This window comes from Pseudomonas sp. No.21 (assembly GCF_054558415.1).
In genome coordinates this window covers 351,037-373,591 of the sequence record NZ_BAAJNO010000005.1, presented here as the reverse complement: position 1 = coordinate 373,591, position 22,555 = coordinate 351,037, and the positions used below count along the sequence as shown (strand labels likewise).

General features: G+C 50.9%; 20 protein-coding genes and 1 pseudogene. 10 read left to right on the top strand and 11 right to left on the bottom strand.

The window, feature by feature from the left end; genetic code table 11:
* Positions 1 to 82 precede the first annotated feature (82 nt).
* Genes ACYJSS_RS12630 through ACYJSS_RS12615 form a run of 4 tightly spaced genes read left to right on the top strand, consistent with a single transcriptional unit; the run spans position 83 to position 5,889 of the window.
* The gene (locus ACYJSS_RS12630) at positions 83 to 1,804 is read left to right on the top strand and encodes a hypothetical protein (RefSeq protein WP_162949325.1); all 1,722 of its coding nucleotides are present in this window, start codon (positions 83 to 85) and stop codon (positions 1,802 to 1,804) included.
* Positions 1,801 to 4,065, top strand: a complete 2,265-nt coding sequence (locus ACYJSS_RS12625; protein ID WP_146173477.1) for a hypothetical protein — start codon at positions 1,801 to 1,803, stop codon at positions 4,063 to 4,065. Before ACYJSS_RS12630 ends, ACYJSS_RS12625 begins: the two co-directional genes overlap by 4 nt.
* The gene (locus ACYJSS_RS12620) at positions 4,055 to 4,642 is read left to right on the top strand and encodes a hypothetical protein (RefSeq protein WP_162947118.1); all 588 of its coding nucleotides are present in this window, start codon (positions 4,055 to 4,057) and stop codon (positions 4,640 to 4,642) included. Before ACYJSS_RS12625 ends, ACYJSS_RS12620 begins: the two co-directional genes overlap by 11 nt.
* A gap of 2 nt (positions 4,643 to 4,644) precedes the next feature.
* Positions 4,645 to 5,889, top strand: coding sequence for a hypothetical protein (locus ACYJSS_RS12615; protein WP_146173475.1), 1,245 nt, complete (start codon positions 4,645 to 4,647; stop codon positions 5,887 to 5,889).
* 63 nt (positions 5,890 to 5,952) lie between these two features.
* Here the strand turns inward: ACYJSS_RS12615 and ACYJSS_RS12610 are convergent.
* A pseudogene (locus ACYJSS_RS12610) lies at positions 5,953 to 6,336 on the bottom strand (ISL3 family transposase); the annotation flags it as partial.
* A 174-nt stretch (positions 6,337 to 6,510) separates the two neighbouring features.
* Between ACYJSS_RS12610 and ACYJSS_RS12605 the strand changes: the two are divergent.
* On the top strand, positions 6,511 to 6,792 hold the full coding sequence (locus tag ACYJSS_RS12605; RefSeq protein ID WP_058343479.1) for a hypothetical protein: 282 nt from the start codon (positions 6,511 to 6,513) through the stop codon (positions 6,790 to 6,792).
* A gap of 106 nt (positions 6,793 to 6,898) precedes the next feature.
* Entirely contained in the window at positions 6,899 to 7,171 is a 273-nt protein-coding gene (locus ACYJSS_RS12600) for a hypothetical protein (RefSeq protein WP_236205287.1), read from the top strand.
* A 141-nt stretch (positions 7,172 to 7,312) separates the two neighbouring features.
* Here ACYJSS_RS12600 and ACYJSS_RS12595 read toward each other — a convergent pair whose 3' ends face one another.
* From ACYJSS_RS12595 to ACYJSS_RS12555, 9 genes are all read right to left on the bottom strand, one after another.
* Positions 7,313 to 8,329 carry a DUF4113 domain-containing protein gene (locus tag ACYJSS_RS12595; RefSeq protein WP_058343481.1) on the bottom strand — a complete coding sequence of 339 codons (1,017 nt, stop codon included), beginning with the start codon at positions 8,327 to 8,329 and terminating at the stop codon, positions 7,313 to 7,315.
* A gap of 241 nt (positions 8,330 to 8,570) precedes the next feature.
* Positions 8,571 to 9,032, bottom strand: a complete 462-nt coding sequence (locus ACYJSS_RS12590) for a methyltransferase family protein (protein WP_236205301.1) — start codon at positions 9,030 to 9,032, stop codon at positions 8,571 to 8,573.
* Positions 9,033 to 9,036: 4 nt separating this feature from the next.
* Entirely contained in the window at positions 9,037 to 9,714 is a 678-nt protein-coding gene (locus ACYJSS_RS12585) for a DsbA family protein (protein ID WP_236205300.1), read from the bottom strand.
* Positions 9,711 to 10,145 (bottom strand): disulfide bond formation protein B, encoded by a 435-nt coding sequence (locus tag ACYJSS_RS12580; RefSeq protein ID WP_236205299.1) that lies wholly within the window; start codon positions 10,143 to 10,145, stop codon positions 9,711 to 9,713. Before ACYJSS_RS12580 ends, ACYJSS_RS12585 begins: the two co-directional genes overlap by 4 nt.
* A gap of 328 nt (positions 10,146 to 10,473) precedes the next feature.
* Complete coding sequence (locus tag ACYJSS_RS12575; protein WP_236205298.1) at positions 10,474 to 10,830, bottom strand: histone-like nucleoid-structuring protein, MvaT/MvaU family; 357 nt, start codon at positions 10,828 to 10,830, stop codon at positions 10,474 to 10,476.
* Positions 10,831 to 11,003: 173 nt separating this feature from the next.
* Positions 11,004 to 12,326: an OprO/OprP family phosphate-selective porin gene (locus ACYJSS_RS12570; protein WP_373875113.1), complete on the bottom strand. Its 1,323-nt coding sequence runs from the start codon at positions 12,324 to 12,326 to the stop codon at positions 11,004 to 11,006.
* Between the two features lie 224 nt (positions 12,327 to 12,550).
* Positions 12,551 to 13,447, bottom strand: a complete 897-nt coding sequence (locus ACYJSS_RS12565; protein WP_236205297.1) for a LysR family transcriptional regulator — start codon at positions 13,445 to 13,447, stop codon at positions 12,551 to 12,553.
* A gap of 340 nt (positions 13,448 to 13,787) precedes the next feature.
* Positions 13,788 to 15,182 carry a heavy metal sensor histidine kinase gene (locus ACYJSS_RS12560; RefSeq protein ID WP_236205296.1) on the bottom strand — a complete coding sequence of 465 codons (1,395 nt, stop codon included), beginning with the start codon at positions 15,180 to 15,182 and terminating at the stop codon, positions 13,788 to 13,790.
* A complete protein-coding gene (locus ACYJSS_RS12555; RefSeq protein WP_236205295.1) occupies positions 15,179 to 15,853 on the bottom strand; it encodes a heavy metal response regulator transcription factor in 675 nt (224 codons plus the stop codon). Before ACYJSS_RS12555 ends, ACYJSS_RS12560 begins: the two co-directional genes overlap by 4 nt.
* A gap of 683 nt (positions 15,854 to 16,536) precedes the next feature.
* On the opposite strand from ACYJSS_RS12555, the gene ACYJSS_RS12550 reads away from it, so the two are divergent.
* Both ACYJSS_RS12550 and ACYJSS_RS12545 read left to right on the top strand, forming a co-directional pair.
* Positions 16,537 to 17,859, top strand: a complete 1,323-nt coding sequence (locus ACYJSS_RS12550; RefSeq protein WP_236205294.1) for an OprD family porin — start codon at positions 16,537 to 16,539, stop codon at positions 17,857 to 17,859.
* Positions 17,860 to 18,184: 325 nt separating this feature from the next.
* Complete coding sequence (locus ACYJSS_RS12545) at positions 18,185 to 18,520, top strand: DUF2790 domain-containing protein (RefSeq protein WP_236205293.1); 336 nt, start codon at positions 18,185 to 18,187, stop codon at positions 18,518 to 18,520.
* Between the two features lie 46 nt (positions 18,521 to 18,566).
* On the opposite strand, the gene ACYJSS_RS12540 is transcribed toward ACYJSS_RS12545, so the two are convergent.
* Entirely contained in the window at positions 18,567 to 19,244 is a 678-nt protein-coding gene (locus ACYJSS_RS12540) for a heavy metal response regulator transcription factor (protein WP_236205292.1), read from the bottom strand.
* Between the two features lie 444 nt (positions 19,245 to 19,688).
* Here ACYJSS_RS12540 and ACYJSS_RS12535 point away from each other — a divergent pair, with 444 nt between their 5' ends.
* Both ACYJSS_RS12535 and ACYJSS_RS12530 read left to right on the top strand, forming a co-directional pair.
* Positions 19,689 to 20,918, top strand: a complete 1,230-nt coding sequence (locus tag ACYJSS_RS12535; RefSeq protein ID WP_373875115.1) for a TolC family protein — start codon at positions 19,689 to 19,691, stop codon at positions 20,916 to 20,918.
* Positions 20,919 to 21,019: 101 nt separating this feature from the next.
* Positions 21,020 to 22,540 (top strand): efflux RND transporter periplasmic adaptor subunit, encoded by a 1,521-nt coding sequence (locus ACYJSS_RS12530; protein ID WP_373875112.1) that lies wholly within the window; start codon positions 21,020 to 21,022, stop codon positions 22,538 to 22,540.
* Positions 22,541 to 22,555: the final 15 nt, after the last annotated feature.

Below are 22,555 nucleotides of genomic sequence, written 5' to 3'. Positions count from 1 at the left end.
GCCGAGGATTAGCTGGGTAACGAGCGTGTTAACCACACTTGCGGATCTTAGTATTCTGAAGCCAATTCACTCGAAGTCTGCAATGGCAGTAAATGCATTGGCTAGATTTGTTGTCACATGCGGGAAGTCGAATGAAATTATCAATCTTCCAGCGAAAAGCCTAACTAACTCAAAGATTTATGAGTTCATGTGTGGTTTCGAGACTTTCCTAGAATCTGAAGACCAATCAGAAAATGCCAAAAACACAGCCAGTGTAGAGACCTTGAGGCTGATATTGGTTGGTCTTGAGAATTTCAAGACAAAGGAAGTTCTTCACAGGAAGGCGATCAATTTCAGATCCAGATTTGCTCAAGGAAAATTTAATACGGGCTTGATAAGCGATGTGGGAGATATAAAAGGGCTCGGGGTAGATTTTGTGCCGGTTGGAGCGATATCTCACGAGTCATTTTTAGAACTGTATAAAGAAATAAAGTCGAGAATAGATCAGGACTTGGATCACATAATCGATTGCTGCGTAAGTGATATACAACGATTTGCAAATGTCAGAAAGGAAATGTCCAGGCTGGCAAAAACTCATGTTGAACAGGATGTAGTCGCATTCATCAGAAAATGTATATCCCAGCCAAAAGGCATCAAGAAAGAGGATATGGAGCGCTACGAGTCAATATCGGCAGAGTTAATCTTGGCCGCACATATACAAATATTAGATGGAATGACGGCTGACAAATCAATATTAAGAAAGGAAGCATATTTTAACAAGCTCGACAGGGCGGTAGAAGAAGTCTTTGGGGACATGTCTGGATATTTTGCGTCAGCAAGATCAACGCTGGAGAGTCGCTATAGATGCACTGGGCAGGAACTATTATCAATCTTTATTTTACTGCTCTGTCACACTGGCTGGAATCCTGGGGGGTTAATCGGAATGACCCGGGACCGGATGGAAAAGAGTGGTTCTACTTGGGAGGTTCAAGGTTTCAAAAGTAAGACAGATGACGATACCCCAGTGGAATACTTAGGGAAGGAACATGCTGGTGCTAATGAGGCATTGTCAGCGCTGGATTGGCATCACAAGAGAATGGTCACTGATCATATCATTAAAGACCAAACCCTTTGGTACACCTCATTTGTCCCTGGAGGTGAAGTTAAGCCGAATGTTGGGATAGTCCCCAAGTCATTGTTCTTTAGGCGCCACAACTTACCAAAATTTAAATTAATTCAAATTCGTAATCAGGTTCTTGAGAAAAATCGGCTGGAAGGGCGAAGCCTCGAACAGGTACGGCGTAAGGCTGGCCATAAAGACGCCCAAACTACTGTAAGCTATCTCGACAATCTAGTTAATAGGCGAATGTATTCTTCCATTAATTTTGAGTTCTCTCGTCGATTAGAGGAGACCGTAATATTTCGACTTCAAGAAGTGGGGAAGCTCGGCGATATAGATTGTGACAAGGGTCTGGTTCGTGAATCGCTGTTAATGCCTATCGGTGATGGCTCATATTGTACTAATCCTAAGACAGCTCCGGACTCCGCCATTATTAATGATGGACTATGTTCGGCCTTAACTTGCCACGTAGGAGAAGGCTGTCCTAATCGTAGGATAGTTATCGATAATAGTAGTTTGGAATCTTTAATTAGGAAAAGAAAGTACTATATTGATAATTGGGCTCGCCTAGAGTCAAATAATCCCTCGGCCTTTAGAGAGTTTCATTGGGAAAGTATGTTGTTTGTTTTTGGGCTCTATCACTACATTTTCAACTCATCCTATAGGGTTTATATTGAAAATCTGGAAGAGAGGATGATGCTGTGAATGTCTCAATGCCAGGTTTTTCTTTACATGTAAAAAATGCATTTGAGGGATTTCCTCTACATGATGATTTGGCTGTCTTGGCGCCAGGTATCATTGGCGTTAAGCGTTGGGATGTTAGGGCCGACGAAGAGTGGCGGCTCTATGATAAATATGTTTTTTCGGACTATTGGCTTCCGGCGAATAGTTTGTATCCGGCCCCGCAATGTCTACTAGATCGTGACGAATTTGTAGTGGCTGGAATTTATTTAATTGATGCTTACTTAAAGAGATCAGCTAGCAAGAAGACAGGGGCTCTAAGGGTAAGGTGGCAGTTTAAGGTATTTGTTAAGTTCCTTGAGTACATCTGGATTAATGATATTTACTCATTGAAGGATGTGTCTAGAGAGTTAACGGATGAGCTGGCTATCCAGCTTTCCGAAGAGGGTTGGATAAATGCGCTAGGGATTAAAGGACGTGTTGCGGATTATTATTACGATTTGGTCGGAAAGTATGGGGAAAATCATGCTCGTGAAGTCGCTTCAGGAATGCGTGGCGAAAGTATTCGGCGCAGTTTGTCCACAAATTTGGAGTCTAAAGAAATAGGGAAAAGTATACGATATTTGAATGAGTTTGCCTTCTGGGAAAGTGAAAATGAAGGTCTGCGAGAAGAGATTTTACCGAGCGGCAAAGATGTAAAGTTTGGAAGTTCTATGCTTAGACAAACGTTAGGCGCCATTAATAGACTTTTTCATCTTCCTCGAGGATACGGCTTGCCCATTTATCCATATGAGAGTGTTAATGATCTGGCCAGAAGGCTGTCTGGTAATTCAGGGCGTACAAAAAATGTCAGCCCTTCGACGGCAGCTAAACTCTTTACCGCGTCATTTGAGATTGTATATGGCGTGTCTGAAGATATTCTCCGCCTTCTATCCGAGGTGTGTGATGCGGTTATTGATAACCATGCCGAGGAACGGGATGTTTTAGGGTATAACCTGAAAGATCTCGTCGCTGACTCAAAGTACGCAGAGTCTATATACCAAAAGACTGGTATTCGGCTAGATAATTTAGATTCAGTTCTTGAGCTCCGAGGTCTTAGGTCTTGTATTCAGCTTTTGATGTGTGCGTGTTTTTTGATTATTGCCGTATGTAATGCGCGACGGCGAGATGAGGTTGAGCATCGAAAGTTTGGGTTGCATCGTTCGTGCGCGAAGGTAATTAATGAGGAGCTGGGGATTTATTTTTCTGTATTTTATATAGAGAAAAGTATCCAGGGCTATCATGGGTTCTATATAAACAAATCAACATATAAGTGCATTCGTATTTTGGAGCGAATGCAGAATGCTTATCGTCGAGTTGACTTGGCTCTCGGTCGTGATGTCAATCCAGTACCTCCTTTGGAGCAATCGTTATTCTCTTATCGGAGACTCAGTCGAATAGAAGGGGTCGGTAAAAAGAATTGTTGGTTTAGTTTTTCAGACGTCCATCGTACTTATGTTAAGCATTTTCTCAGATTTGCTTTGAAGGGTGATCAGGTTCCAGATATATCTGCGCATATGTTCAGGCGATTATATGGATTGATATTTATGTATCGTCATGAGATTCCGGAGTTGCAGGCGCTATCCTACCAATATATGCATGATAGCCTTTCGTCAACGCTTATTTATGTGACTGATGCTCATGTTAAATCTGACCTAGAGTCTATAGGTTATCTATATGGCGACGCTTCTGCTCGGATAGAGGTTCATGATAGTCACGTTTCAGATATTGAGTCAGATCTAAGAGAAATCGGTAGGGAAAGAATTGAAGAGATTGTCAGTTGTGTTCTCACTGGTGTAGACGGTGCAGGTGGTTTCTCGAAGTTCCTAAAAATTGCCTATCGCCGATATCAAAAGTCTGTGGAGTTTAAAGATCTGTCTTTGGCTGATGGCTCAGAATATATCGCGTCTAAAGTTGTTGGTCGAGGGCATTTCCCCCGCCCTTATCGACACAGTATATGTATGGCAGGTAGTGTAAGAAGTTCTCGTTTGGCAAATTGCAGTGCGAAGAAAAAAGGGGAAGGAATCCATCCTGAGTTAGCTTGCCCTTCGGTTTGCAGTGGCTGCCCTTTTCAATATATGAACAGGCGGCATCTTGATAATCTCATCCACGATCATGAGATCATGGAGAAAGAGTTGAAGTCACTTCTGCCGGGATCTGTCCAGTATGATAATTTACAGCGGGATCTTGTTTATCTGAATGAGATTATCGTTGGGATTAAAGAAGAGATTGGCGATGGAAAGTAGAGGGCAAATCAATAAGCGCGCTGCTTTGAGTAATATTCTGTTAAAGAAAGATATCTTGTTGTCTTGGAAGGAAAATGGCATTCCCGGCGCTAGCAGCGAAATGACCAGTTCAGATTGTTTGGAATATTTCCCTAGGTCAATAAGGCAGTTTAATGCCTGGGATTTATCTAAAAATAGCGATGTTGTTCGTAACCTGTTTCCAGGTGTGAAGCGTAATGCTAATGATACCCTTAATAACTACCCGTCTATCAGGCTGGAGATCTCTGGTCTGCTAAGATCACTAAGATCAATGTCTTCGTTGAAAAGAGGCAAGCCTGAGCGGTTGGTCGATAAGCAGAAGCAGATAGACGAGTCGCGATCTTATATCTCGCTTTTGGAGCGTGAATTAATTCAGATTAGACTTGAGCGATCTGATTTGGTTTCTCAGCTTAAAAAGGTCAAGTCGCGTGATGCATCTATTGTTGGCGAGCTAAAGTCTGTAGTTTCGCGGTTGGAGTCGGAAGTTGGTCATCTGAAGAGAGAGAATTCTGACCTGATTGCAACCCTGGCAAAAATTGCTCCTTTGCGGGAGGTTTAGACTTGAGTGTAAGGATCAAGCTGTCTTGGGTGAGGTATGATGGCTTAAGTTATGCTGTTGCCCGTGATGAAAACAGCAAGCGACTATTTTTGGAGATTACAGATTACTCTGTATATCTCTCTAAGATACGCCGATTTAGCTCGGTAACAGTTGAGAGTGAGATGTATCATGTCAGTACATTTCTGCTGTATTTGTTTGGTCTGGGTAAGCAGGTTTCTGAAGTTAACGACATTTCTCTTAGAGAGTTTAGGGATTCCGAACTCAAGAGGCTGACGATATCCGGGAACGGCTCATCTCCTGAAAGAGTGTATATGAGGACGGTCAATGCTAGATTGAGACGAGTCTATCGTTTCTTAATGTGGTACCAAGATTTCAACCTTGGGGTGTCGGGGCTTATCGGTCCTCATGGAGCCGTGACTTGTTATTATTCAATGGGGGCATCGGGCGAAAGCCAAAGAAGCAAAAATGTATATCCACTATTGCTGGTGTCGTCAGGGTCGTCAAGTCGCCATCGCTTAAATTTCGTGGCAACCGAAGAGCATCTAAGAAAGCTTAGGACATATTTTGCCAAAAGATTTGATGGTTATCTTAGGCATAGGAATCTTTTATTGATTGAAGTGGCGAACGTTGTTGGTCTTCGGCGAGGCTCAATTAATTCATTAACTTGTTCTCTTTTTCTGGATTCGGTTGCTCAGAGCGAAGGGATTGATGATGCGCGCTTAGTTCCGCCTTCTCAAAAATTTGGATATCAGAATGAGTACGAGTTTCCATTCACTTTGGTATCTAATGTCTTACAGTTTATTAGTGGTCCCCTTAAAGAGTTCAAGGAGGATTTGGGTATCACTGACAAAGTGACAAAAGACAGGATTTTTCTTTCATCGAAAACTGGCAAGCCTTTGACCGATCGTGCCATCACCGACATTTTTAGCAAGGCCTTACGAGAGATTGGTGTTTCGTCTGGATCAATTCATGGTTTGAGACGCAAATACGCCAACGATGAAATCGACAAAGAAATTAACTACCGGATCGAAAAGGGTTTAGACACTTCTGTAGCTTCGATTTGTGCGGCAGTGTCCTTCAGGCTGGGGCACGCTTCCCCTGAGTCACTTCACCCTTATGTTTCTGCTCGACTACAGCGGCGTATGAAGGTCGAAAGTCCTGAACAGAAAATCGCTCGCCTTGAGAAAGAGCTGGCGGAGACGCGTCGAGAGTTGGCAGAGCGTTCACCTCTTACCCCATTCAAGTAATCGTACTAAGCGGGATAACACCCGCCTTTCTTACCTTGTCGGATGACCTGTACTCGTGAGGCAGGTGTGCCAGTGCAGGCCGGTCAGGCGACTGACATGGCTGATCGGCAAGAGCTGCAACAGGCCTTCGAGCCAGACCTGCAAGCGTCGCGTCAGGCGTGCGGCCGGCAGCAACCAGTCGATCCGCTCAGTCACGCGTCCACAGCTCAGGCAGTCGACGCGGCGCACGGGCAACTGCAGGACAACACGCTGATCCAGCAGGTCACGCTCACGCACCTGGCGTAGGCGCCGTTCGTGGATCAACGGACTGGACTGGCCACAGCGGCCACACTGGGGTAGCCGGTTGGCCTGGGGCTCCAGCTCAATCAGCAGGGTGTTTTCAGCGGCGGGGCGGCAGGCGACGACTTCGTAGCCTGGCTACAAAGCGGCAAGATCAATAGGATGCACGGGGACAGTAGCGACTGGGGGTTGGTGTGTTTGGCGACTGCCAATCTACCCATTTCCCTGACTGTCAACTCGCTCTTTCCCCTGACTCCGCGAAGAACCGGAAAATTGGCAAAAGGCGCTCCGTTGCGCAGTGCCCTCGGTTACCCCCTTTAATACGAACACGAGGACTGCCCGATGACAGAGATCCATGAAGACACCATTTGCGATGTATGCGCTACCACTACAAGGGTGCCGGGATACGGCGAGCAGTTCGGGACGCTCCAGGCGCTCTGGGGCTATGGCGCAGGGCATGATGGCGAACGCTATCGAGTCAACCTATGTGAAAGTTGCTTTTTCGCGGCGCTAGCGTTTATGAAGCAGGAGCGCCGCACGCAGAATCTGTTCAGCGATGAGCAGCCCTGCGAGCAACGCCCATTCGGACTAGTTGCCCGTGATGACTACTTTGGCGATTCGTAGCCATATCGCATAGATGAGTTTGTTGGCTCCCCAGCATCGAGCTCAGGCCATGTCAGCACGACTTCTCGCTACAATGGCGTCACCCGCAATCGTCTAGGGATCTAGCTTGACTGACACAAAACTCACTGAAGTCGAGATGCGGCGCGCACTCGGTCTCGATCCCGCTCCATCAGAATCGAAGCAGCCAATACCCAAACAGCACTCCACCTTCACACTCGTTGAATTGAGCGTGCGCAAGAGCGGTGGCTCGCCGTTCCGGTTCGAGCACCGCTCCCGCTCCATCAGTACTCTCGCTGCCCAACTCGAGGCCGAGAATGCAGCACGGGAGAAAGGGTATGAGGTCTGGGTCGTGTTGGATATCAGGCAGGTTTCATCATAGAGCCTCGACAGTCGCCAGTCAGTCCAGCCTCGCTGATTGCTCTGGGGCAATGAGCGCTTGAGTCAACTAGAGCGAGTCAGTTCGCACTCGGGCAGCTCTTGGCGGGCACCTGTCTCTTCCAGGGTAGGCCGCCAATAGCCCTTACGTTACCGTCCATAACTGATCAATCCGCGTCGTATAGCTCGGACTCATCATCTCTCGCCGCATGCCCCAGTCCGGATTCGCCGGCACTCCTGCAGGCCGCATGGTTCCACGCCCCCATCGGGCATTGATCGCATCCATCACCCCCATCACTCGCTCGGCAGCCACCGGCGGTGTCGCGACGAACAGGTCATCGGTGAACTCGCCACGCTGGCGCAGATCGAGCAACAGGATCTCCGCCTTACTGAATGCAAAGCCGGCCCGGAAGATCAGTTCCAGCCCCGCGGAGGCGGCTTTGGTAATCAGTCGGGTATCGTCGGTCGGATAGGGCAACTCACAGATAATGCCCTTGGTGAACTTCGGCTCGTCCGGGTTGAACATGCCAGTACGAATGCTGATCCGTACCTTCATGCACAGGGAGTGCTGCGCGCGCAGCTTTTCACAAGCCCGAGCGGTGTAGGAGGCGACCGCTTCGCGGATCGGCGGCAGTTCATGTAAACGCTTGCCGAACATCCGGCTGCAGCAGATCTCTTGCTTCGGCGGTACTTGCTCCTCGAGCGCCAGGCAGGAAGTGCCACGCAGCTCACGGGCCGTCTTCTCCACCACTACCGAGAACTTGCTGCGCAGTGTCCAGGCGTCAGCCTGGGCAAGATCCCAGGCAGTACGAATGTTCATGTCGGCCAGGTGGGCGGTCATTTGCCGGCCGATGCCCCAGACCTCGCTGACATCCATCACCCTCAGCAGCTTGTCGCGCTTTTCGGGCTGGCGGATATCCACAACGCCACCGGTCTGCCGCTGCCATTGCTTCGCCGCACGATTGGCCAGCTTGGCCAAGGTCTTGGTCTGGGCAATGCCCACCCCCACCGGGATGCCTGTGCAGCGCAGCACCCGTGCACGCATTTCCCGCCCCAGCCTCTCCAAGCTGCCAGGCATACCGGTCAGGTCGGCGAACGCTTCATCGATGTAAAGGAAAGAAGAGCAGCTATGGACATGAGCCAATTGCGAAATTGCACTCATCTGACCAGGCAATTGCATTGATGCTGACCACCCGCTTGCATCCGACTTGACCAGCGGGCGGCAGAGACGCGGAGGCAGATTCCGCCCCGTTGCTGCCGGTAGCGATAGGCAACAACCGGCCAAAAGCAGACACCAGATCCACGCAGGGTCAATGATCTTACCTGGTAGAGCTCTCAGCCGAGGGGTGACAGCTAATGTGCCTGCATAGGCGCGCAGTTTTGCCCTATTTCTAGTTTCCCGCTCAAACCCAGCGTCTCACCCGCGAGCAGTAATGGGTGAACTCGTCACCGAACAGTCTGGTTAGTGCCCGCTCCTCAGGAGCAATCTGGAAACGGTTCATATACAGCACGAAGGCGACTACCCCGAACACTACCAGGGGCGAGGCTAGGGCCAGAGACCAGGCTGCTAGTGTGGTAGCGAAACCGAGATACATGGGATTGCGGGTGTATTGGTAAATACCGTTGTCGACCAAAGCGGAAGCATTTTCCGGGCGAAGCGGGTTGACGGTGGTGCGAGCACGATGGAAAGACAGAACGCCCGCAAGGCATACGATGACGCCTAGCAGTAGCACTGGCAAAGCGAGGCTTACGCGCCAGCCAAATGTCAGCTCGAAGCCTGGAAAGTATCGAGAGCACACCCCCATCAGCACACCGATGAGGGTCGCTACCAGAGGAGGCGGAACACGATTCTCTAGCGCACTCATGGCATCAGTTCCTGGCCTTAGCTACTTCACTGCTTACCAGTTGGCGAAGTGGATCTAGTCCAAATTCGTCCAGCGGTCGGCCATTGACGAAGAAAGTAGGAGTGCCTTGGACGCCCACTGCTTTTACGTCCTGCATGTCCACCTTCAGCACTGCGTCGACAGCGGGCGTGTACATTTCTGCGCGTGCTTTCTCGACGTCTAGGCCGACTCGCTCGGCGACGACCCAGGCCTCTTGTGCTTTAGGGTCGTCATGCCAGCCAGGCTGCGCCTCAAGAACAGCTTCCAGCACCTGCCCAAATAAATTCTGCTTACGCGACGCCTCCAGTAGGCGTGCAACTTCCTCAGAACCCTGGTGGAACAGAACGTAGCGCAGCACTAGGCGCACGTCGGTGGGGTTCTCTGCGAGGATCTTCTTCACGTGCGGGTAGAAGGCCCGGCACGCCTCGCATGACGGATCAAAGAACTCGACTATGGTCACCGGTGCTTGGGCAGGTCCGAATACTGGCGAGTGGAATCGAACCAAGTTACTGCTGTTCGCTGAGGCTATAGGTGCGGATTGTGTCGGAGTTGTTTCGGTCTGCAGCGATTTAGGCGGTTTAGATGGCGAGTACATGTAAGCAGCGGCACCGAAGATAGCCAGGATCACCACGCTGATGATCAGAACTAGAGGGCGGCGGTTCATTGGAGAGTTCTCCGGCGGATAACGATGAGTAGGATGCTGATTAGAGAGAACGCGAACAGGGCTAGCGCAGGCAGCGGTATTCCGCCGAAGATGGTCATGTCGGCTCCCGAGCAGGACGGGCCAGTAGCTGTGCACGGTTGAATAGGCTGGGGAATCAGTCCGGCATAGAGCAGCGTATGGGCTAAGGCCAACACTGCGCCAATTACGGCCAGCGGCAAGGCGTAGCGCCAAATGGCATAGTCTGAGTGATAGCAGGCGAAAGCCAGAATCACGGCCAGAGGAAACATGCAGGAGCGCTGAAACCAGCACAGCACGCACGGAGCCTGTCCCATTACCTCACCAATGAACAGTGCCGAGAGGCTCGACATGAGAGCGACCAGCCATGTGAGCAGCAGAAGATTCCAGCTGCCGACGGCAGGTAGACGGTTCATGTAATTTCCTTATTTGCTCGATGGGCGCTAATGCCATGCAGGTGATGGGCAGCGTGTGGCCGCCGGCGAATGTAGTGTCGACTTAACAACCTTCGTCGCCAAGAAAAGAACTGCAACGCCAAATTGCTTGCTGTGTGGGTAGAGGCTTCGGACAGGGCAGATTCATAGCGCAGTTGAATCGGTTGCCTAGCTATGTTTGATCAGCTTGCTTTTCGGCAGGGAAGCCGGTTGCTCAAGCAAGCTGTTCGTGTGCGTATGGCTGTGAGAATGCGGTTTCTGGAAACGAAAGGGGCCGCATTCGCGGCCCCTTGTGCATGCTGCAACTAGCTTATTGAAGCCAGCTTTCTACCTTCTCTGCGCCGTACTGCTCTTTCCAAGCCTTCAGCACCTTGTGGTTGCCACCCTTGGTTTCAACCACTTCACCGTTATTCGGATTTTTGTAGCGTTTCAAGGCTCGCACGCGTCGAGCACCTTTGACTGGAGCGACAGCGCTTTTGCTGGCATTTGGGTCCAGCAGGTTAATTACGTTGCGCAGGGAGTATCCATACTCGTTCAGGAGTGCGCGTAGCTTGGCTTCAAACTCTATTTCCTTCTTGAGCTTTTCATCACTCTTGAGTACCTCCAGGCGCTTCTGCTGCTCGGCGATTTTGGCTTCGAGGGCCTTGAATTCTGCGATGATCGACATATGGGGTCTCTGTATTTGAGTCGCGTTTATAGAGTCGAGCTCAATTAAAGCTTAATACTCTCAGGAATCCAAGACCGCAACCTACACGCTCTAATAATTCATGTCATGGCAAGCCGATCTGTGCTTGAAGCAACAAAGGGCGCCGAAGCGCCCTTTGCTGAATGGCAGCAAGCTTAGAACACGTACTGCATCCGCATTACCACACCATCACCACTGTCATCACCTGCTTCGTTGTTGACGTTATCGGTGCTTGCTTTTACGTAGTTTGCACTGACCTTCACTGCTTCGTTGGCATACCAGTTAACACCTAAAGTGTGGGATTTACCCTCGGTATCGCCTACTTGGCGTACGGCGGTGCTAACAGTGAAATTGTCATCTTCAACAGTGAAGGAGTCGTAGCGATAGAAGATCTCCCAGGCACCAACCTGTTTGTTTGATGGTTTAATAGAGTCAAACTTTGCGCCGTCTAGCTTGTAAATACGCGGTTCGCCTGTGAGGGTGTAAGCGACTTGGGCGTAGTAGCCATCTACATTAATGTCTTGGGCTGCAGCATCTGCCTTGATAGTGCGGCGTAGATATTCACCTTGCACAGAGAAGGCATCCATTGCCCATGCACCTTCTACGCCCCAAACAGAATCGTCCTCCCACAAGCCTTCTGTGGCAGTGGCCCCACCAAAGAGCGAGCGCGTACCATTATTGCCTGCGCTATTACCGCCGTTGGTTTCGACCCCACGAATACCCATGCGGGAGCGGATGCGGGTATCGACGGCCGCGTCCTGCAGGTCTCGATATGCGTACTGCAAGCCGAAGTGCAGCACATCACCTGGTTGGTTTAGGGGGGCAAATACACCGCGGACGTTGTAGCGTTTAACACTATCGCCATCGGTATCGTTGTTGTTCTCGCTGAATAGGCTGCCAGATAGATAGGTCATGCTGCTTACGACGGAAGAAGCCTGAATACCCATGCCCGAGTTGTCGTTGATCCACTCCGCTGCATCGTAAGAAAGGTTGCGCTCAAGAGCGGTCGTCCATTTCGAGCTTGTGGCTTTCTCCAGACCAAAATCGGTGTAGAAGCGGCCGAATCGCAGATTGATGGGGCTGAAGCCTGTGTAAGTTACGCTGGCCTCGTCGAAGTAACCCGAGCTGTCATTGCCCGTGTTTCGAGACATGTCGTAGTTAATTTGGTACTTCCAATCCTTGTAGGCAGTACCACCCAGCTCCAAGAATGCCCGACGGATGTACGCGCCATCTGCAGAGTTTCCATTGCGGGTGTAGTAGCCATCGAACATCCCGTAATCAGCTTGGAGTCGGCCGCCAAGCTTGAAACTGAATTCCTTGTCAGTGGTAGCGGCTTCTAGGCCACCCTTGGTCTTGATCACAAGGTCTGCACCGTCGGTAGTGACTGTTCCTGCCGTAGCAATAGCAGCAGTGCTGCTAAGCAGAAGACCTATTGTGATTCGGTTAAGGCTCTTGAGATTTTTGACTGGATTGAACATGCACTTCTCCTCAGAAAACGCTTGGTTTTGGTTGGCGTGGAGAAGGTTCTAAGTGCTGTATTGCTGTTTTTGTTTAATTTGATGACGGTTATGTTTCGGTGAGGCGGAAGATGCCTGCGCCCTTAGTGATTCCTGATATAGCTACTGCGGCGGATACAGAGGCGATTATTTCAGAATGATGTCGTTTCTGTGTTTGCTAGTGGCTAGCTGGTCGTTTGCCCAAGTCAATCAAACCAATCTTGACTTTCTGCGAAAGCGTTGAGAATGATTTTAACTGCATCTTGGACCTCATTCCGCTTGGAGGCTATTGGGGTTGTAGATATCCAAGCTGATCTTTGCATTTTCTTTTCGAAGATGTTTTTCAAAGGGTGTAATTTCTTGTCTAGCATGGATGCGTACTCGGGAAGTAGTCCAATGGATGGTGAGTTCTTGATGAGCTCTCTAACTAGCTCATGCTTAGGGGTAAACGTAATAGATGCTTTGCGCTGAGTAACTAATGTATTCCACGGCGTGAAAGCATCTACAGCTAGATTGATCTGCTGCTGCACCAACATGTAGTCGTCAAGAGCGCCTATGTTGGATGGATGACGTTTTTCTGCCGAGTATCTTGTCGCAATATGCGGGAAGTAAGTAATTGTGCCAAGCAAATTGGGTTTCGTCATGGCGAAACCAGGGTCTGGGCGCCCCTCACCTTTATCCGAGAACCAAATCATTATGTCAGCCTGCTCTATGCCAGGGCCTTCTAGTGGTGAAAGCTCTACCCGCAAGGCGCCATTTTTACGAATAAAGGCAATTAGATTTCTGGCTAAGACGTCATGCAGTAATGACTCTGGAGCTGCGATTCGTAAAGGTAAGCTGACCTGGGGTATAGAGGGGCGCAGGTCTCCATATTTTTGCGCTAGGTCTTGATGCAGGTGCGCACCTGCAGTGGTTAACCGAAGTGCACGGTCTTGCAAATAAAAAAGGGGCTCGCCAACGTCACTCTCTAGCTGCTTAATTTGCCTTCTTAATACAGTGGCCTGGATGTTCAAAGACCTTGCGGCCTGCCGGAAACAAGCGCATCGAACTGTGGTCGAAAGCGCTATGGCAAGTTCGTGGCTGATAATTTTCTTTTCAAGCATGCGTGGTGGCCTATAAGAATGGCCCCCAACGATGGGCAAACCAACGTTTTGAAATTGGGGCAGGTTAAATGGGTGTTCTCAGTGCGTTGAGAATACCCAGTCGAACCTGTCAGCAAGGTCGCAGCAGAATTACTAATTCGTAAGGTTTGAAAAACTAGCTGTTGGTAGTAAATATGCTGAGGAGTGGTATTCGTAAGTCGTGGATGCACCAATGTGAAACAGGCGGAGCCTTGTACTGATCTGCCGCGAGTGGAAGCATAATCAGAAGTGCCAGCATGGCTTTCTTCATGGTGGTATTCGTATGGGGGCAGAGTTAGGTATTTAGCCTGAATGATTGTCCTTAATCATTCTTCTTCTGCTGAAAGTCTAAGTGGAACTGGGTGAATCCATTCTCGCTGACGCTCACTCCAGCAGCGCCCTGATGCAGGCTCATAATTGAGCGCACGATGGCTAGTCCCAGGCCGGTTCCCCCTTCGCTTCGAGCTCTGCTCTTGTCGACTCGATAGAATCGCTCGAAAAGATGGGGAATATGCTCAGACGCAATGCCTAAGCCTGGATTTTCCACGCTTAACCGGAAGCCAGAGGGAAGCGTCTCAACGCGCATTGCGACGGTGCTTCCGGCAGGGCAGTAGCGAATAGCATTCGAAAGAAGATTGGAGATGGCACGCTGGATCATCAGACGGTTACCTCTAACTGATCCCTGGCCGCTAACGGTGATTTGAACGTCCTTCTCTTCGGCGGTCAGCAGGAAGAGATCCTTGACCCGCTCCAGTTCATCCTGCAGGCAGACCGTTTCGAAATGCACGAGCGCAGCTGGGTGACTGACCTGAGCTAGAAAAAGCATGTCCGAAACAATTCGCGTGACGCGGTCCAGCTCTTCCGTACAGCACTCAAGCACCTCTCGGTACTCGTCGGAGGTTCTTCCTCGTGAGAGTGCAACTTGGGCTTTACCCATGAGGTTTGCGATAGGTGACCGCAGCTCATGCGCTAAGTCATCAGAGAACTGAGAGAGTTGCTGCACGCCATTATCCAGCCGATGGAGCATGAAGTTGATGCCATCAGCGAGCTGATGCAGCTCCGACGGGAGTCCTTCTGTGGGGAGGCGATGCTCCATGTTGTCAGTGGATATTCTGGCTGCGACTTTCAAAAAGCTGGTTAGTGGTCGTAGTCCCTGGCGGACCGTGATCCAGGACACCGTGAGAATCACCAACAGAATGAGGGGGGATGCCGCTAGGCCCCATTTCAACAATGCGCTCAGAAGTTGCTGATCTGAGGATCGGTCGACTGTCAGATAAGTCGTGAGAGATGTCCCGTCCTTCAGTTGTGTGGTTTTGGCTCCAGTGAGCATCAGGCGATTATGCCCGTCCTGCCACTCCCGGAGCACCAACCCTGGATTTGACGGAGCGACACCTGGCTGGAACTGCTTAGGCTGAGGGCCAACAGTCAGCACCGGTGAGTAGAGGTGATTGGGCTGTGCGATGTACACATAGAGGTTGGAATGCCCCATTGCCAGCTCTATCAACGTATGTGAGCGTGCTTTCACATCCGGGATATCAGCTGAGGCAGCAAGGCTATGCGAGAAGCTGGTCATCTTTGACTCAAGCGCTGCTTTAGCAATGCGATCGAGCCCTTGGGACAGCATGAAATAGCCAAAGGCCGAAAACACCGCTACTAGGGCGAGGCTCATGAGGCCAACCTTAAGGCCCAGGTGAGTGGCCAGGCTGTTTCTATTCATGAGCGATCCTCGAGCACATACCCCACGCCGCGCAGGGTATGGATGAGCTTTGAGTCGAATGGGTCATCGATCTTCGCGCGAAGACGTCTGATCGACACGTCGATGACATTGGTGTCGCAGTCGAAGTTCATATCCCACACAAGGGAGATGATCTGGGAGCGAGTCAGCACCTCGCCGCTCCTACTCATAAGCAAGTGTAGAAGGGCGAACTCTTTGGTCGTGAGATCGATGCGATGCTTTCCACGGTATGCACGGTGCCGGCCTGGATCAAGCTCAAGGTCGGCAACGTGCAGGGTGTTGCTTTCAACCAGTTCATCTCCCCTGCGTAGCAGTGAGCGAACTCGGGCTAGAAACTCTGGAAATTCGAAGGGCTTGACCAAGTAGTCGTCAGCTCCGGCATCAAGTCCTTTTAGCTTGTCGACGAGCCGTCCTCTGCCAGTCAACATCATAATGCGGACGCGGCTTGTTTTGCGAATGGACTCTAAGACCCCCCAGCCATCAATGCTGGGCAGATTTACATCGAGTATTACTAGCCCATAAGTGTTGTGATTGAACAGGTGCAGAGCATCAACACCATTGCTAGCTCTATCTACAACATACCCACTCTCTGTAAGGCCCTGTTGAAGGTACTCGGCAGTTTTTGTCTCGTCTTCGACGACTAGTACTCGCATTTTATGGCGGTTACCTAATGAGTTGCTTTGTGCGTGGAACTACTAGGTGCCGATGCTTATATCTTTTATCGGTCGGCTTTCCCTATTCATATGGGGCGCCATTCTAACCCGCACTTTTCAATCGCGGTGAAAGCCTACAAATTTGTAATTTCTCTGTAAGGTACGTGATATATGGCCCCGGGTTTTATCGCGCGAGGACATGAGAAATCTTTCGAGCGGCTAGTTAATCATGAAATTTTCACGTCTCGCTCAATAGAGTTCCGCCTCATTTAAGCGTCGATCTTGAAAGGTGAGAAATGGAAAATTTATTTATGCTGATGGTGTTGCTAGGCGGGCCAGCAGGCACTACTGAGGATCCTTCTGGCAAGTCTTCTGCTGTCATGCAGCAGGGCAACCCAGTCGTAGTCGGGCCCGAAAAACGGCAGGTGGAGCAGAGTTTACGTACTCGCCATCATGCACAAGATCGGTGTGGGACAAGCAAGGTCCAGCACGGCTGATGGCCTTGCAATCCTAGCAGCCAAATGTGAGCGCCATGAGTGGGGGGGCTTCAATCTGTCAAAATTGTAATTCTTCAATCATCTTGCAGTTAGCTTCAGGCAGTAAGGATAGAGCCGCAGCCGTTATACCTATAACTAGATTTGGCTGCCCTATCGACAAGAACTGCCAGAACCAATGGAGCTACCATGAACGCCAAAGCTAAGCTTTCGCTTGCTGTCTTCTCCGCAATTTGCGGGATGAGTCCTGTTGCCTTTGCTGAAGAGCAGAAGGAAGGCTTTATCGAAGGAAGCAGTTTCAATATCTTGAATCGTACCTTCTACTTTAATCGTGATGACCGGAATGGTGCAGACGCTCCCGGTGGTGCTGGTTATTCCGAAACACTGGCCCACGGAATCATGGCCAACTTCGAGTCCGGGTTCACTCAAGGTACTGTCGGCGTAGGTGTCGATGCCTTTGCAATGATCGGTCTGAAACTGGATACCGGTGGCGGTCGCAACGGTGGTCGCAGTTCGTTCGATGTTCTTCCTGTGGACAGCGAAGGTGAGGCTCGTGACGAGTACACTAAGGTTGGCGGCGCACTGAAAGCGCAGGCGTTCGATACTGTCGTCAAAGTTGGTGATGTATTCCCAACTACCCCGGTTGTTCACTATGGCGATTCGCGCCTTCTCCCTGAGTCCTTCCGTGGCGTTACCGTGGAGAATGGCAGCGTAGAAGGGCTGACCCTGCAGGGTGGCCGTCTGCACTCCATGAGTCAGCCGGTGTCCAGCAACATGCGTGACAACTTCGTCACCTTCTATGCCGGACCTGTCGACTCGCCTTGGGTCGGTTACTTTGGTGGCGATTACAGCATCAACGACAATATTTCAGTCAGTGCCTACAGCGCTCGATTGAAGGATGCTTGGGACCAGTACTACTTCGGTACCTCCCTGACGCAGCCGCTCAGCGATGACCTCGCTCTGATTGCTGGGTTTAACTACTACAACGTCCAAGACGAAGGTAAGCAGCTGCTGGGTGAGCTTAACAACAACATCTGGAGCGCTAAACTCGGCGTTCAATTCGGGGGGCACACTGTCACCCTGTCGCATCAGCGTAACAACGGTGATGACGATTTCGACTACCTCCGCCAGTCTGATTCGATCTACCTCGATAACTCAATTCAGTACACCGACTTCAACTCGCCGAAAGAACGTTCCTGGATGGTGCGCTACGACCTGAACATGGAGGCCTATGGCGTTCCAGGGCTGTCGTTCATGGCTCGTTATGGCAAAGGTACCGACGCGGACTACTCGAATGCTAACGACGTCTACATGCGTCGCGACGATGCTGGCAACCCGCTGACTGACCAGAAGCGCTGGGAGCGCGACATCGAAGCCAAGTACGTAGTGCAAACCGGTTCGCTAAAAGATATGTCTTTCCGTATTCGGCAGGCTAATACCCGGGCTACCCAATATGAGTCGGATCTGGATGAATTCCGTCTGATTGTTGAGTATCCGCTGAGCGTACTTTGATTGTAAGGCGGGCGCCTGTTTTTGGGCGCCTAACTTTCAGAATTGTAATATTCCAATCATCTTCTTGTTAGTCGCCGCCGGTTAGATTAAGGCTGCAACTGTACTTTTGCTCGATCTACAAGACTTTGGCTGTCTCTTGGCGGAGTCCCAAGGTCTTGAGTAATTCACCTTTGAAGCGTAATGCTCCTTTGGAAGAGGTGAATCCTAGGCGCTCAGAGATGGGCGCTTTTTTTATGGTTCATAAGTTTCATAAACGTAATTGTCGCGTCATCTCGTGGTAAGTGGTGTTGCGATAAGGTAGCGTAAATTCTTATGAGGGATAGCCATGAAATATCTCAAGTATATGGCTGCGGCCATTGCGATTTTCACTCTCCAAAATGCGAGTGCATTCTCTGTTGAACTGCCAGAGAAAGTGAGGCAAGAGATAGAGCGTAATAGCCTGCAGGCAGCGGAGCGATATGCAGAGAGCGCCGGTAAGCCTGTGCCAAAGCCTGTAGATTATAGGTATGGAATGAAGCTTGACGTAGCGAAGGTTATTTACATGACGCCTACTGTCAACCATTGTGGCAATGTCAACAAGCTCATGACCTATGAAGACTCATTGGGCGAGCTCTATACGGTTCGCTACGTTTCACAAGGTCAGTGCTTGAACAACCGGTAAGCGTAATTGGAATGGCCTAGCTGCTAGCTAAGCCATTCCTTATGGTCTATTCGCGTTCTTCAAGGGTGTAGCCAACACCTCTGAGGGTGTGAATTAACTTTCTTTCGAATGGGTCATCAATCTTGGCTCGGAGTCTCCTGATCGAGACCTCGACAACATTGGTGTCGCAGTCAAAATTCATATCCCACACCAAAGAAATAATCTGGGTTCGAGAAAGTACTTCTCCAGAGTGCCTCATTAGCAGATGCAGCAGGGCAAACTCTTTTGAGGTCAGGCTGATCTTCGTGTCGCCGCGGTATGCGCGATGCCGGCTTGGGTCGAGTTCCAGGTCGGCTACTTTGAGATTGTCAGAGGTGGTCACTCGGTTACCCCGCCTAAGCAATGTCCTGGTGCGTGCAAGCAACTCAGGAAATTCGAAGGGCTTTACGAGGTAGTCGTCGGCGCCTAGATCAAGCCCCTTAACTTTATCTGCCAAGCGCCCGCGAGCTGACAGCATCATGATTTTCGTATCACTGTTGCTGTGGCGTATTTTTTCTAATACTCCCCAGCCGTCAACCTCTGGAAGGTTCACATCAAGCATGATCAGGTCGTAATCGAATTGTTTGGCTAGATGTAGACCATCTCGCCCTGTGGCGGCGTTGTCGACCACATATCCACTCTCCTTAAGACCCTGGTACAGGTATTCGGCAGTTTTGATTTCGTCTTCGACGACTAGTATTCGCATTGTAGTTGCCTGATATAGGGCGCTGTTATTGTGTTATCGCCAGGTTAAAAGAAAAATCAATTTGCGATGAGAAGTTGGCGAATGGTAAAGGCTGTAGCGACTACAGGGTCAAGCGGTCGAGATGCGGCTAGGTGACGCAGTCTGCTCTGAAAGCCCCGTAGCTCCTGAGCTTCGCGATGCGCGATTTTCTCGGTTGTATCTAATTGTTTATGGATTTTTGGATTGTTAGGTAACTTTATTACATGTCGTCATGTGGCGGTTGATTACATATTTGTAATTTTGTGGTCACCGTGGCGATAGGGGTAATGGACTAGATTCGGTTCGGAATTTTTCTCTCATGAAGGCAACTGCTTTCCAAGTACTGGATTAAGCCGTTGTCCGTCAGGAGTTTCCGTGGAGGATCTGGTTTTGAGGAAACTTGTTAATAAAGTCGATAACTCCCCGATGGGGTATGTGTCGATTGCATTTCTTTTGTTATTGGGGTTCACACAGCAAGCTTTAGCTATCCCATCCGAGGTTTCCTTGGAGGATGCACTGCGAATCGCTAGTGAGAACAACCCGGAGATGGCCGCTGCAAATTGGGGCGTATCAATCTCTCAGGGAGAGAGGACGCAGGCTGGTCTGATTCAGAACCCAGAAATTTCGTGGGAGATGGAGGACACCCGTAGCGAGTCCCGTACAACCACTGTGCAATTGACCCAACCGATTGAGCTTGGCGGGAAGCGTAGCGCTCGTGTTGAGCTTGCTGATCGCGGTATCGATGCCGCTCAAGTGGAAGTGGAGCGTGCACGCAACGTACTGCGGGCCGAGGTGATTCAGGCCTTTCATGGGGTACTGCTTTCGCAGTTGCGCGTTGAACTGGCAACGGAGTCCATGAAGCTCGCTGAGCGAGGCGTAGCTATTGCCCAGGGGCGTGTCCGCGCGGGTAGCGCTTCTCCAGTCGAAGCCACTAGAGCAGCTGTGCAGCTTTCCGAGGTTCGCCTCGAGCTGAAGCGCGCAAGCGCAGAGTTGGTTAATGCCCAGGCTCTGCTTAAGGCCGCTATGGGGACCGATGCATCTGCGGCCCAGATTCTCGTAGAGGGAGATGCTTCCAGCATTCCCGCTCCCCCGCAGCTTCAAGATCTACTGGAAAGATTGGATAGCACTCCGGAGATGCGTCTGGCGACGCTTGCGATCGCTCAGCAGGATGCCTCGTACAGCCTAGAGAAAACACAACGTATTCCAGACGTGAGCATCAGCTTGGGAAGCCAATACAGCGCTGCTGATCGGGAGCGAGTCAACGTCGTCGGTATCTCGATGCCGATCCCTCTATTCAACCGCAACCAAGGCAATGTCTACGCAGCTGCTCGGCGTGCTGATCAAGCTCGGGATTCCCGCAATGCGGCCTTGCTTCGCATGCAGTCCTCTATCCAGCAGGCCGTGGACCTCTGGAGTACAGCTTCGGAAGAAATCGATGCATTCAACACCGACATTTTGCCGTCCGCTAAAAGCGCTGTAGAGAGCGCCACCCGCGGCTTTGAGATGGGCAAGTTCGGTTTCATTGAAGTGCTAGACGCCCAGCGGACGCTAATTGGTGCACGCAATCAGTACGTAGCAGCACTCAGCAGCGCTACGGACTCATGGGTGCAAATCGAACGGGTGTATGGCGACACCTTGGCCCTCCCTCAACCCTAGTTCACTTCTCGGTTCCCTCGGAGTGGGGAGGCATGGCCCAAGTAATGGAGCCCTAGCTTCACCCCAAGCCCGGTGATGCGTACGTTACATCAGGAGTTTCTATGAGTAAGAAATTAACTCTGGCCATTGCGGCTGCAATCGCCGTTGGCCTCAGCGGCGCAGGTGTTTACTGGCTCCAAGAGCAGAGCCACACCGGCAGCCAGCAGAATGAAGATGGACATGGCCATGGTAGTAAAGAGTCCGACTCTGAGGATTCCCATGGAGAAGAAGCTGAAGTCGAGCTCGGCCCAAATGGAGGGCAGATCTTTACTCAGGATGGCTTATCCGTAGAGCTGGTTGCTCCTGAAAGTGCCGACGGCTCCGCACCTATGTCGATCTACCTGGCACGGCAAGGGGGGGCTCTCAGTCCCACGTCTTCAAACCGAGTTTCGATAGAGATACGGCGGCCGACTGGAGAGGCCGTCGTGTATGAGTTCAAGCCGAGCGGGAAGTCTTACGTGAGCGCCGCAGGCATTGCCGAGCCGCATTTCTTTGATGGTCAAATCAGGGTCAGCATTGATGAACGAGCCTATGACTTTTCCTACACCAAGCGTGAAGGAATGCTGGAGATTAGTGCCGAGCAAATGAAGGCTGCAGGAATCGAGTTAGCGCAGGCTCAGCCACGTACGCTGAGCTCACTGGTCTCTCTTCCAGGTGAAATACGCTTTGACGAAGACCATACCGCTCACGTGGTTCCTCGAGCAGCAGGTGTTGTCGAGGGTGTTCAAGTCAACCTGGGCGAGCGGGTTAAGAAAGGACAGGTTCTGGCAGTTATTGCTAGCCAGCAAATATCGGATCTGCGCAGCGAGCTTGCTGGAGCACAGCGCAGAGCGGAGCTTGCAAAAACCACGTTTGAGAGAGAGCGCCAACTCTGGGAGGACAAGATCTCGGCAGAGCAGGATTACCTTGCTGCCAGGCAAACCCTTCAAGAGGCTGATATCGCGCTAGCCAACGCACGCCAGAAAATGCAGACCCTAAGTGGGGTGAGTGCCGTCTCGGGGGGCAATCGCTACGAACTGGTAGCGCCGTTTGACGGCATGGTCGTTGAAAAGCATCTGGTGCGTGGCGAAGTAGTAAGCGAAGCCACTAGTGCTTTCACCATTTCTGATCTGGATCGTGTGTGGGCGACCTTCAACGTGGCCCCCAAGGACCTCAGCAAGGTGCAAGTCGGTACGAGTGTCCGCGTTACGGCTGCTGAGCTAGGGGCAGAGGTAACCGGAAAGGTTTCTTACGTGGGCAGCCTTCTGGGGGAACAGACCCGCACAGCTGTAGCCCGGGCAGTAATTGAGAATCCAGATGGAGGTTGGCGCCCCGGGCTGTTTGTCTCAGTGCAGTTTGCTGCACAGATGAGCGAGGCAAACGTGGCTGTTCCTACTGCTGCAGTGCAGACCATCGAAGAAGCTCCGACCGTGTTTGTTCGCGCGGGTGATGGGTTCCTGCCTCAGCCAGTGGAGTTGGGGCTCAGCAGCGATGGCTATGTCCAGATAACAAAGGGGCTATCTGCAGGCGCTCAAGTCGCTTCTGTAGGGAGTTTCATCCTGAAGTCTGAGCTCGGTAAGGGCTCCGCTAACCACGCCCACTGATAGGCCTAGCCGAGA